The organism is Solitalea longa (assembly GCF_002920915.1).
GTDB lineage: Bacteria > Bacteroidota > Bacteroidia > Sphingobacteriales > Sphingobacteriaceae > Solitalea > Solitalea longa.
This window is the reverse complement of record NZ_PQVF01000004.1, coordinates 131,784-144,278: the sequence shown is the minus strand read 5'-3', so window position 1 is coordinate 144,278 and position 12,495 is coordinate 131,784. Positions and strand designations below refer to the sequence as shown.

Here is a 12,495-nt window from a genome sequence, read left to right as displayed (position 1 = left end):
CAATAAAACAATTTGACAATTTTTTAATTATTGCTCTCAAGCTGCAGTTCCGACAGATAACGGTATAATCCATTATCTTTTAATATTAACTCGTTGTGTGTTCCCTGCTCAATTACTTTTCCTTTTTCGAGCACCACAATTTTATCGGCTTCGCGAATAGTCGATAAACGATGAGCGATAATAATGGAAGTTCGGTTCTTCATCAGTTCTTCCAGTGCCTCTTGAACCAAACGTTCCGATTCAGAATCGAGCGAGCTGGTGGCTTCATCCAAAATTAAAATAACCGGATTTTTAAGCAATGCTCTTGCAATGGCAATGCGTTGACGTTGACCCCCCGAAAGTTTTACCCCCCGTTCACCTACCATGGTTTCATATCCCTCAGGAAAATTCATGATGAAGTTATGTGCATTGGCACGTTTGGCCGCTTGCATAATTTCTTCGTCAGTAGCTCCAATTTTCCCGTAGGCAATATTTTCTTTAATACTTCCGCCGAACAATAAAACATCCTGAGGAACAATGGCCACCTGGTTACGGATATCAGTTAAGGAGTAAGCCGATGCTGGTAGGTTATCGTATAATATTTGTCCTTGTTGGGGTTCATAAAAACGAAGAATTTGACCAACTATTGTTGATTTTCCCGCTCCGCTTGGGCCAACTATAGCCACCTTTTCTCCTGCACTTGCGGTAAAACTTACTTCATTAAGTACAGGTACCTCTGGACGGGAAGGATAGTAGAAAGAAACATTTTCGAAGGCAAGATGGCCTTTAATAGGATGCTCAATTTTATGGCTGCTATCTTCCATATTTACAGGTTCACCTGGTTCAGCCAATAATTCAACTACCCGTTCGGTAGCTCCAAGCGTTTTTTGAATTTGCGCCAAAATCTCAGCAAAACCTCCCATTGCACCGCCAACAAAACCTGCATATAAAATAAAGGAAATAAAATCTTTCATTTCGATACGGCCTAGTTGAACCAAACCGGCACCATAAACAGCAATTGAAATAATAGCGCCGAAAAGACCTAAAGTGATGAAAATTACAAAAGTTCCTCTGAATTTAGCACCTCGCATGGCCAGTTTAACTACCTGGTTAATACTGTTTACATAACGGTTGGTTTCGTAAGCCTCGTTCGTAAAAGCTTTAACATTTGAAATTCCTTGCAATGTTTCTTCTACAATGGTATTTGATTCAGCTAATTTATCTTGTGCTTGGCGGGCTATTTTACGAATGTATCTTCCAAAAAATATGGCAATAAGTATTAATACAGGAAGTACACAAAGGATAAACAGTGTTAACTCTTTAGAAATAATGGTTACGGCAACAATACCGACAATAAGAATGATTGATTGTCTTAAAAATTCAGCTAGAGTAGTTGTAATGCTATCCTGAATTTGAGAAAGATCAGAAGAAATTCGACTGTTCAACTCACCAACTCTGCTTTGCGCAAAGAAATTCATGGGAAGACGAATTAAGTTGGAATAAACATCCTTGCGAATAGAGGCTACAGTTTTTTCAGAAACTTCTACAAACCATAAAATTCGGAAGAAAGAAAATACAGCTGCAAAAGCAAGTGTGGCAAAGAGGATCAAAGCTATTTCTTTGATTCTTGATAGATCACCGTTTTTAAGAGATTCTGTTGCAACTCCCACCAATTTGCCCATTTCCATAGGAATATACATAAAGGCAAACGTTGAACATATCAAAAAGAATAAACCTAAACCGAATTTCATACGGTGAGGTTTAATATATTTTAATAATGTATAAGCGTGTTGTAAAGATTCTTTTGAAATTTTTGCTTTTGGAAGTTCCTGTTCTGCAGGGTTACTGCTATTTAATCGCTGACGCGCCATCTATTTTATTTTAACCCTACAAAATTAATAAAATACCCAAAGGAGGACTTTTAAACCAAGAATTTTACATTTTGATGATAAATAATTTAATAAAGGTTAACACAGCCAGTGCCGCACAAACAACCATTAAAATTTTGCCGGCACGGTACAAATAAAAACTTGTACTCTTGTCGGCATTCCATTTAACAAGATTTAACACTACCAAGGTAAAGCCGCCAAGTCCAATCAGCGCTTCAAATATGGAAATCAATATTAAATATGCTTTCATTAACGTACTTCTGATTTAATGCTTAATGACCACGCTTCTGCCTTTTCTATAAATAGTGGTTTGGTTTTGGCCCATGTTGTTTTAAATAGTTCCGATTGGCGATAGTTATCTAAATCTGTTTCTGACTGCCAGAAACTTAGTGTAAAGAACCTATTCGTTGAATTCACATCATTTAAAAGTTCTAAATGCTGGCAACCTTCAAAATTTCTGATCAGTGCTTTTGAGTCTTCAAAAACAGTTAAAAATTCATCCACCTTTTCAGGTGCAAAAGTCATCTTCACAATTCGCTTTATCATCCTAATTCTATTTAAACTCAATTCGTACCATATCTCCCGGACCTAAACCCAATAATCCTGCTGCATTACCTTTATTGATGGCAATTTCTAAATAATTGGTAATACTGAATAAGGCCAGCTTTTCGCCTTGCGGTACATCATTATAATGGGTGCTGATTTTACTGATTGATTCATTTCTTCTGAAGTAAATATCAAAAGGTCTGTTTGCTGCCGTTTTTTCAAACAGCTCTCGTGTTATGTTGGTTAACACATTCTGGAAGGAATCGATGTAAATTACTCCGCCCCGAATAATGTTAGCATCCACAACAGGCTGCATCAACGAACTATGGAGAAACTCATCTGTTAAAGTGCCTATTTCGGCTATGTTTTTACCTGAAGCTACATGACAAGCTGCTTTTACAAATACATCCAGTAGGGGGAAATGTCCAAATTCAGGATTGGGTTTGATATTTAATTGAATGATCTGTTCCGGTTTTTCATCAAAAAGTAATGAAAAGATTCCATTGTCGGCACCAATAAAATAATGCCCTTTGTTTGCAACCAACAGATAACGAGGAACTTGCTCGTAATTGGTATCAACACCTACAATATGAACCGCATTTTGTGGAAAAAATTTGTAACTATTTTTCAGAATAAAGGCAGCTTGCGGTATATTGTAGGAAGATATTTGATGAGAAATATCGATAATTCTTGCTTCGGGAAGTTGTGTAAGAATGGCTCCTTTAAGTGCCGCCTGATAAAAATCGCGGTGCCCAAGGTCAGTAGTTAAGGTGATGATTGCCATTCGATATTATTTGGTTATTTTTACCGTTCAAAAATTTCCGAACGCAAATATTGGAATTTTAATAAGAAAACTCGCATAATAAATAGCAGCCATCCACTTTTAAAAACTAAAAAGCGGGTTTGATGGCGATAAATAAAACATGTTATATTCAGAAAAAAGGTAAGGCTTTGAGTGAAACTATTTTGAAACTTGAGCATGTTGACCCACAGGTGTTTTGGGGAACCGGCAATGAAAACTTTGAAATTTTAAAGAGAAATTTTCCTAAGCTTAAAATTGTAGCCAGAGGGTCCGAAGTGAAAGCTTTGGGCGACGAAAAGGAACTTGGAAACTTTACCCAGAAGTTTAACAATCTAACCAACCATCTAGAAAAATTCAATCAGCTTTCCAGTCGTGATGTTGAATTGATATTAGGTGTTGAACCTACATCAACCATTAACATAAACGAACCGGCAGTGGTAAATGGCGATGGGGCAGGGAACAAGGATGTTATTGTTTTTGGTACTAACGGTTTGATGGTTCGTGCGCGTAGCGAGAATCAACGCAAAATGGTTGACAGTGCCACTAAGAGCGATATTATTTTTGCGATAGGGCCTGCCGGTACCGGTAAAACGTACACTGCCGTGGCTTTAGCAGTAAGGGCTCTGAAGAACAAGGAAGTAAAACGTATCATCTTAACTCGTCCGGCTGTAGAAGCAGGAGAGAATCTTGGTTTTTTACCGGGTGATTTGAAAGAGAAGATCGATCCGTATTTACGCCCGCTGTACGATGCGCTTGATGATATGATTCCGCCTGAAAAGCTGAAAACTTACCTCGAAAACCGGACTATTGAGATCGCTCCATTGGCGTTTATGCGTGGGCGGACCTTAGATAATGCCTTCGTGATATTGGATGAGGCCCAAAATGCCACCGACATGCAGTTGAAAATGTTTTTAACGCGTATGGGGCCTTCGGCAAAATTCATTGTAACCGGAGATATTACCCAGATCGATTTACCTAAAAAGCAACATTCGGGTTTGTTTAAGGCTCTCGAAATTTTGCATAAGATAGATGGGATCGATATAATTTATCTGAATGGTTCGGATGTTGTTCGCCATAAATTGGTGCGCCGCATATTGGAGGCATACGGGGATATATAAAAGAATAAATTTCGGATTATAAATTACGGGTTATTTGATGAGCATCAAATAATTCGTAATTCTTAACTCGTAAATCGTAAATATTAAAATGACACAGACTTTAAATAATACCAACTTCAATTTTCCTAAGCAAAAATCTTTTTATCGCGGTAAAGTTCGCGACGTATACAATATCGACGGCAAATACCTGTCAATGGTAGTGTCTGATCGTATTTCGGCTTTTGATGTGGTTTTACCTCGCGCTATACCTTTTAAAGGGCAGGTTTTAAATCAAATTGCGGCTAAATTTTTAGAGGCGACTAAAGATATTGTTCCAAACTGGGTGGTTGCCGTTCCGGATGCTAACGTAACTGTTGGTTTGGTTTGCGAAACCTATCCGGTTGAAATGGTGGTTAGGGGTTACCTGGCAGGCCATGCTGCTCGTGAATATAATGCCGGCAAGCGACTTTTATGCGGAGTTGTTTTGCCTGAGGGTTTGAAAGAAAATGATAAGCTTCCTCAGCCAATCATCACGCCAACAACCAAAGCCAAAGAAGGGCATGACATGGATATTTCCAGGGAAGAAATTATTAGTCAAGGTATAGTTGCGGAAGAAGAGTATAAACAACTGGAAGCGTTTACATTGGCCCTTTATCAACGTGGCACTGAAATGGCCGCTGAACGCGGATTGATTTTGGTTGATACTAAGTATGAATTTGGTAAAAAAGATGGACAGATCTACCTTATCGACGAGATCCATACACCTGATTCATCACGTTACTTTTATAAGGACACGTATGAGCAATTGCAGGTTGAGAATAAGCCACAGCGACAATTATCGAAAGAGTTTGTTCGCCAATGGTTAATTGAAAATGGGTTTCAAGGAAAAGATGGACAACAAGTTCCGGAAATGACTGACGAAATAGTAAACTCCATTTCAGAACGCTATATAGAACTGTATGAAAAAATTGTGGGTGAGAAATTTGTAAAGGACGATTCAAGCAATATTTTTGAACGTGTGGAATCAAATGTGAATGATTTCATTCAAAAAAATGCTTAAACAGTATATTTTTAGAAATTAAAGTTTAATTTGGCGAACACAATTGAACCAAATTAACTATTTACAAAATTACGCGCTATGAAATTTTCGGTTGATAAACACGAAAAGTATGTAGTATTCAAGCTTAATGAAGATAAGCTTAACTCCATCATTACTCCGATGCTAAAATCGGAACTTATTTTATTGAATGCAGAGGGAATCAGAAATGTCATTCTTGATTTATCAGAAGTTAAATATTCTGATTCATCAGGTTTGAGTGCTATTTTACTGGCACATCGTCTATGTAAAGGAAACGATCAAGAAGGAACTTTCGTATTAACAGGTGTTAGTTCATCGGTTGAAAAATTAATTAAGATATCTCAATTAGAAAACGTGATTAATCTTATTCCAACGATTGATGAGGCGATCGATTTCATTTTTATGGAAGAGATTGAGCGTGATTTAAAAGGGGAAGCTGAGGAATAAAATTATTGCGCGTGACGAAGTTTGAAGTTACCATTTTAGGCAGCAGTTCTGCCACTCCGGCTCATCACCGCTATCCGTCGGCTCAAATTGTAAATTATAACCAGAAATATTACATGATCGACTGTGGCGAAGGAGCCCAGTTTCAGTTAAGTCGTTACGGCTTTGGTTATAATAAGATCGATTACATTTTTATAAGTCACTTACATGGTGACCATTATCTGGGTTTAGTAGGATTGATTTCCAGTATGCACTTAAACGGACGTGTGAATGAATTATTCATTGCCGGTCCGCCAGAGTTACTGGAAATCATCGAAATTCAGTTAAAGTACTCACAAACAGTTTTACGCTATCCGCTAAAGTTTGTACCCACTCAAACCGATCATTCTGAGGTAATTTTCAGGAACTCTGAATTCGAGGTGGAGACGATAATTCTTGATCATCGTATTCCTTGTACCGGTTTTTTATTTAAGGAACTACCCCGGTCGAGGCGAATTATTAAGGAATACATTAAACAGTTTAATATTCCACCCGATTATATTCCATTAATAAAAGCAGGTGCCGATTATACTTTGCCTGATGGAGAAGTATTGCCTAATGCAGTTTTAACGGTTGAACCTCCTTTGCCACGTTCCTACGCCTATTGTTCAGACACAATTATGAATACCGAAATTGTTGATCAGATAAGAGGAGTGGATCTACTGTACCATGAGGCTACTTTTCTTCATGACCTGCAACAAAGGGCTGCTGATACCTTTCATACTACTGCTCGCCAGGCGGGTGAAATTGCCACTATGGCGAATGCTAAAAAACTAATTATCGGTCATTTTTCGGCTCGCTATCGCGACCTGTTACCCCATTTAGAAGAATGCCAGGCATTTTTTAAAAATAGCTTTTTAGCCAAGGAAGGCTTTACTTTTGAAGTTGGAGAACAGTGATCTGCTGCTAACAATCAATGATAGAAAGACTATAGATTATTGCTTGCCAATATTGTCAATTGCACTGTGTAATTCTGATCTCCTACTTCAAATAAGCCATTTTCGTTTAAAGAAAATTTCTACATTTGTTCAACCAAAAAATAACCTTATTAAATAAACGAGATTCTACATTCTATGGCACGTTACGAACTGATTATGCCCAAAATGGGTGAAAGTGTGGCTGAAGCCACCATTATCAAGTGGGTGAAAAACATTGGCGAAAAGATTGATGCCGATGAAAATGTATTGGAAATTGCCACTGATAAGGTTGATTCAGAAGTGCCTTCTCCAGTTTCGGGAACATTGATGGAAACCTTTTTTGGAGAGAATGATGTGGTACAGGTAGGGGCAACCATTGCTATTATTGAGACCGAAGTTGCAGAAAGCACTAGCACTGCAACTGAGCCTGAATCTCCTGTTAAAATTGATGAGCCACAATCGGAAGAATTACCTGATTTAGAACTTGTAAATGCCACTTTAGGTCGTACTGAGTCAACTAATGCTCCGATAAAATCAAGTGGAATTCGTTTCTATTCCCCATTGGTTCGCAATATTGCTGAAAGTGAAAATATTTCGGCAGCTGAGCTTGATTCGATTCAAGGAACGGGTTCAGAAGGACGTGTAACTAAACAAGATATTTTAGCATATGTACAGCAGCGCGCTGGTGGCAACACTTCAGCTCCTGCAAAACAAGCTGAGCCTGTAAAACAAGCTATTGAGCAAAAGTCGGCGGCAGTTACTTCAACTAAAGCTACACCTGCAGTTGCTTCAACAATTGAAATTAAAGCGCCTGCAGTTTCTGTGGGTGGTGCTGATGAAATTATTGAAATGGACCGTATGCGAAAGCTTATTGCCGATCATATGGTGATGAGTAAACATGTTTCTCCGCATGTTACTTCATTTGTTGAGGCCGATGTAACCAACATTGTTCAGTGGAGAGAAAAGGTAAAGAAATCGTTTGAGAAACGCGAAGGAGATAAAATTACTTTTACTCCGATTTTCATAGAAGCGGTTGCAAAAGCAATTAAAGATCTGCCAATGGTCAACGTTTCGGTAGATGGAACCAAGATCATTATCCGCAAGAATATAAATATTGGAATGGCCACTGCTTTGCCAAGTGGCAATCTAATTGTTCCGGTAATTAAAAATGCCGATCAAATGAATTTGGTAGGTTTAACCAAATCGGTAAATGATTTGGCGAATCGAGCACGCAATAATAAACTGCAGCCTGATGAAATTCAGGGTGGCACTTTTACCTTAACCAACGTGGGATCCTTTGGGAACGTTATGGGAACTCCAATTATTAATCAGCCGCAGGTTGCAATTTTAGCAGTAGGTGCTATTAAAAAGAAACCAGCTGTTATAGAAACTGAATTTGGAGATGTAATAGCTATTCGCCATATGATGTTTTTGTCACTTTCATACGATCATCGTGTGGTGGATGGTTCGCTGGGCGGTATGTTTGTGCGAAAAGTTGCCGATTATCTCGAATCATTTGATCCCAACAGAGATATTTAAATAGGTATTAACCGTCTCAGTTAAAAATGAGGCGGTTTTTTATTGAATATATAATAATTTGAAAGCTGAATTGACAATAATAAAATAACACGATCTAGAATGAAGGATATCGAAAAACTCTTTGAAAACAATAAGAAGTTTGTGCAGCATTGGCTCGATAGGGATGAAAACTACTTCAAAAAACTGGCACAATTACAGGAACCTAAATTTTTGTGGATAGGTTGTGCGGACAGTCGCGTACCGGCAAATGAAATTACAGGTCTTGATCCGGGTGAAGTATTTGTTCACCGAAATATAGCTAATATGGTGGTGCATACCGACATAAATTGTCTTTCTGTTATCCAGTATGCAGTTAAGGTGTTAAAGGTGGAGCATATTTTAGTGGTTGGGCATTATGGCTGTGGAGGTGTGAAAGCAGCTATGGGTCAGCATAATTTCGGTTTAATTGATAACTGGCTTAGAAATATCAAGGATGTGTACCGTATGCATGAGGATGAACTTAATGGAATTGAAGACGAAGAGACCAGATTCCGTTTGTTATGTGAAATGAATATTAAAGAACAGGTATTGAATGTTTGCAACACAAGCATTGTTCAAAAAGCCTGGAAAGAAGGACAGAAGCTTTCGGTGCATGGCTGGGTGTTCGACGTTGCTGATGGAATTTTGCATGATTTAGAAGTGTCGGCATCAGATATCAGCCATATCAACACTATTTATCAATATAAAATTAAATAGTTTTCTACTTAATTAGATTGAGGAGCCGGTTCAACTAATCGGCTCCTGATTTATAAAATGGTTTTTCTGCTGAACCGAAGTAAGTTTCTCTTTAACCTATTTCTTTACATTTTATTCTTCTTTTCATATTTCTGCCTGAATCTAATTTTCTGATATTCGTAGAACCAAGACTATCAAATGTTTCTACAAGCACTAACACTTTACAAAAACGCTTACCGAGGCCTTAGCCGTCCAACTTGGTTGTTATCATCTGTAATGCTCATTAACCGGGCAGGTACAATGGTATTACCATTTATGACCGTTTACCTCACACAAGATCTACATTATTCAATTGAGCAGGCAGGTGCAGTTATGGCCTGTTTCGGTTTGGGAGCAATTATCGGCGCATTTGTTGGGGGGCAGCTAACCGATAAATTTGGGTTTTCCAAGCTTCAATTCTGGAGCTTATTTTTAAATGGTTTCATGTTTTTTCTGCTGGGGCAAATGCATTCGATTTACACAATTGGTGCTTGTTTTTTTATGTTAAGTGTAATTAGTGAAGCATTCAGACCCGCCAATGCAGCTGCAATAGTTTATTATAGTGCACCTGAAAACAGAACCCGTTCCTACTCATTAAATCGTTTGGCTATTAACCTGGGCTGGTCAATAGGGCCCGCTGTTGGCGGTGTATTGGCCAGTATAAGTTATGATCTGTTATTTTGGGCAGATGGATTAACATGTATTGCTGCCGCTATTTTGCTAAAGATATTACTGCCACCTGTTAAAAAAGAGTATGTTCCTGCCCAAAAAGAAGATCAGGTGGAAATAAACACGCGTCAATCGGCGTATCGTGATAAAACCTATATCTGGTTTATTGTATTTGTAACCTTAAATGCCGTTTGTTTCTTTCAAATGTTCAGTATCCTGCCTGTTTATTATAAGCAGGTAGTGCATCTTAATGAATGGGAGATAGGACTGATAATGGCAATTAATGGATTGCTGATAGCAGTTATTGAAATGGTTTTGGTTTTTAAGCTAGAAGGGAGACGTTCTCCTCTTTATTATATTGCCAGGGGCGTTTTGTTAACAGGAGCCTCGTATTTTATATTTAATCTTTTTGGCCCTTCGGCTTGGGTGGTAATTATTGGTATGTTGCTGATCACGTTTGGCGAAATGTTTTCAATGCCTTTTATGAATACATTTTGGATAAAACGTTGTGGCGATCATAATCGTGGCCAGTACGCAGCATTGTATACCATCGCTTATTCTGCCGCACAGGTAATTGCACCAACAATGGGCTCTAAAATGGTACAGAGCTTTGGTTTTACTGCTTTATGGTACTTGATCACTATCATTAGTTTAATTGTTTTTATAGGTTTTTGGTGGATGCAACAAAAGGCTGTTCATGAAGTGGAAATGGTTGAGGTCAATTAAATAGACTGTTGGCTTTCCGTTCTCTGCAAAATACGTTAACTTAAACTATTGACGTTTCTTTTTAAATCGCTCTCATTTATGCAGAAACACACCTATCAATCAGGCATTATTGGCAATTGTGCCTTTATTGCTCATGTTAATAAAAACACGGATATATCCTGGCTTTGCTGGCCCCGTTTCGACAGTAGTTTTGTATTTGGCAGCTTACTTGACCGCAACAAAGGCGGCTCGTATACCATACTTCCTGAAGGTCCTTTTACCTCACGACAGTTTTATGTAGAGAATACCAATGTTTTGTGTACAGAGGTTGAATGTGGAGAAGGTATTTACCGTATTACAGATTTTGCCCCAAGATTTTTTCAGTTTGAACGCTATTTCAAACCGTTAATGTTTATTCGAAAGATCCAGGCATTATCTGGAAATCCAAGGGTTAAGGTAACATGTAAACCCACCAAAAACTATGGGGAATGCGAATTGAAAATGTTGGCGGGCAGTAATCATTTGCAGTATCATGGTTTGGAAAACCCAATAAGATTAACCACTAATTTTCCGCTAAGTCATATTGTTGAGGGGAAGTATTCGGTGTTAAATGAATCCAAATACCTGGTACTGACCTATGGCAGCCCTCTTGAAGCCCCTTTAGAAAGTACCGCCGAAGATTTTCTTCGTAGAACCACCAGTTATTGGCAGCAATGGATTAAAAATACAGGGATAGGAAACATGTACCAGGAGCAGGTGATCCGCTCTTCATTAGCCTTAAAAATTCATCAGTTCGAAGATACTGGGGCCATTATAGCGGCCAGTACCACCAGTTTGCCTGAGTTTGACGGAAGTGGACGTACCTGGGATTATCGTTTTTGTTGGTTGCGTGATGCTTATTATATTTTGCAGGCATTTAACAATATTGGCCACTTCGAAGAAATGGAGCATTATTTTCATTACCTGGCCAATATTTCTGAAAATGAAAAGGGCAGGTACCAGCCGTTATTCAGTATTACAGGTGACGCCGATTTAACAGAAAAGGAAGTTGATCTGGAAGGATATTTAAACAATAAGCCGGTAAGGGTTGGTAACCAAGCTTCTGAACATATTCAAAATGATGCCTATGGACAAATGCTTTTATCGCTATTACCACTTTATACTGATAAGCGCTTTACCTATGCCGAACGACATGACTCAGCACCATGGCTGGAGAAAATGCTGATAAAAATACAGCAAACAATTGATGAAGAAGATGCCGGTATTTGGGAGTTTCGGCATTTGGCGCAACGGCACTCGTATACCAATTTGTTTCAATGGGCGGGTTGCCAGGCTGCCATTTGCATAGCACGCCATATTAAAAGCCATCAGTTGGAGAAAATGGCCTCTTTGCTGGCCGAAAGAGCAGCAGAACATATTGAAGCCTGTTATGATGCAGAACGTCAGGTTTACACACAAGCTGTTGGAAATAAAAACCTGGATGCAAGCACCTTGCAGCTTATTATGATGAACTACCTCGACCCGAAGAGCGAAAAGGCCAGAAAACATCTGGAAGCAGTGGAAAAAGAACTTAAGGCACCGGGTGGTCTATTTTATCGCTATAAGCATGAAGATGACTTTGGCGTGCCTGAAACCACCTTTTTAATTACTGCGTTTTGGCATGTGGAAGCACTGGCATGTGTTGGTCGGGTTGATGAAGCTACACAGGCATTTGAAAATCTTTTGAAATACACCAATCACCTGGGTTTGTTGAGCGAAGATGTACTGTCGACTGATGGCAGTCAGTGGGGCAATTTTCCGCAGGCTTACAGTCATGTGGGCTTAATGAATGCCGCTTATCGTATTGCCAAGAAAATGGATAAACCGGATTTTTTGTAAGTAGTTAGTCCTCAGTCTACAGTTCTCAGTCGGAAGGATGGCTGGAGTGTATTTTAATATCTCTTCATCTGCCGGAGTTTGGAATAATTTCTCTGAAAGCCTTATCTTCGTGGCGTTATCAGCTATTTAAACAAAACCTAACCTAGTATTTCCATGAAGA

General features: G+C 38.8%; 12 protein-coding genes. 8 read left to right on the top strand and 4 right to left on the bottom strand.

The window, feature by feature from the left end; genetic code table 11:
- Nucleotides 1-23: 23 nt before the first annotated feature.
- The 4 genes from C3K47_RS06405 to C3K47_RS06390 all read right to left on the bottom strand — a co-directional run bounded on the left by C3K47_RS06405 (nt 24) and on the right by C3K47_RS06390 (nt 3,198).
- Entirely contained in the window at nt 24-1,850 is a 1,827-nt protein-coding gene (locus C3K47_RS06405) for an ABC transporter ATP-binding protein (protein WP_103788296.1), read from the bottom strand.
- 64 nt (nt 1,851-1,914) lie between these two features.
- Nucleotides 1,915-2,118: a hypothetical protein gene (locus C3K47_RS06400; RefSeq protein ID WP_103788295.1), complete on the bottom strand. Its 204-nt coding sequence runs from the start codon at nt 2,116-2,118 to the stop codon at nt 1,915-1,917.
- Nucleotides 2,118-2,414 carry a putative quinol monooxygenase gene (locus tag C3K47_RS06395; protein WP_103788294.1) on the bottom strand — a complete coding sequence of 99 codons (297 nt, stop codon included), beginning with the start codon at nt 2,412-2,414 and terminating at the stop codon, nt 2,118-2,120. Before C3K47_RS06395 ends, C3K47_RS06400 begins: the two co-directional genes overlap by 1 nt.
- Nucleotides 2,415-2,421: 7 nt before the next feature.
- The gene (locus C3K47_RS06390) at nt 2,422-3,198 is read right to left on the bottom strand and encodes an SAM hydrolase/SAM-dependent halogenase family protein (protein ID WP_103788293.1); all 777 of its coding nucleotides are present in this window, start codon (nt 3,196-3,198) and stop codon (nt 2,422-2,424) included.
- Nucleotides 3,199-3,320: 122 nt separating this feature from the next.
- Between C3K47_RS06390 and C3K47_RS06385 the strand changes: the two genes are divergently transcribed.
- From C3K47_RS06385 to C3K47_RS06350, 8 genes are all read left to right on the top strand, one after another.
- Nucleotides 3,321-4,334 carry a PhoH family protein gene (locus C3K47_RS06385; protein WP_394341680.1) on the top strand — a complete coding sequence of 338 codons (1,014 nt, stop codon included), beginning with the start codon at nt 3,321-3,323 and terminating at the stop codon, nt 4,332-4,334.
- A gap of 88 nt (nt 4,335-4,422) precedes the next feature.
- Nucleotides 4,423-5,373, top strand: coding sequence for a phosphoribosylaminoimidazolesuccinocarboxamide synthase (locus C3K47_RS06380; RefSeq protein ID WP_103788292.1), 951 nt, complete (start codon nt 4,423-4,425; stop codon nt 5,371-5,373).
- Between the two features lie 78 nt (nt 5,374-5,451).
- Complete coding sequence (locus tag C3K47_RS06375) at nt 5,452-5,838, top strand: STAS domain-containing protein (RefSeq protein WP_103788291.1); 387 nt, start codon at nt 5,452-5,454, stop codon at nt 5,836-5,838.
- Between the two features lie 11 nt (nt 5,839-5,849).
- Nucleotides 5,850-6,773 carry a ribonuclease Z gene (locus C3K47_RS06370; RefSeq protein ID WP_103788290.1) on the top strand — a complete coding sequence of 308 codons (924 nt, stop codon included), beginning with the start codon at nt 5,850-5,852 and terminating at the stop codon, nt 6,771-6,773.
- Nucleotides 6,774-6,947: 174 nt separating this feature from the next.
- Nucleotides 6,948-8,330, top strand: coding sequence for a dihydrolipoamide acetyltransferase family protein (locus C3K47_RS06365; RefSeq protein WP_103788289.1), 1,383 nt, complete (start codon nt 6,948-6,950; stop codon nt 8,328-8,330).
- Nucleotides 8,331-8,429: 99 nt separating this feature from the next.
- A complete protein-coding gene (gene can, locus C3K47_RS06360) occupies nt 8,430-9,065 on the top strand; it encodes a carbonate dehydratase (RefSeq protein WP_103788288.1) in 636 nt (211 codons plus the stop codon).
- A gap of 177 nt (nt 9,066-9,242) precedes the next feature.
- Complete coding sequence (locus C3K47_RS06355; protein ID WP_103788287.1) at nt 9,243-10,478, top strand: MDR family MFS transporter; 1,236 nt, start codon at nt 9,243-9,245, stop codon at nt 10,476-10,478.
- Nucleotides 10,479-10,556: 78 nt separating this feature from the next.
- On the top strand, nt 10,557-12,335 hold the full coding sequence (locus tag C3K47_RS06350) for a glycoside hydrolase family 15 protein (RefSeq protein WP_103788286.1): 1,779 nt from the start codon (nt 10,557-10,559) through the stop codon (nt 12,333-12,335).
- Nucleotides 12,336-12,495 lie beyond the last annotated feature (160 nt).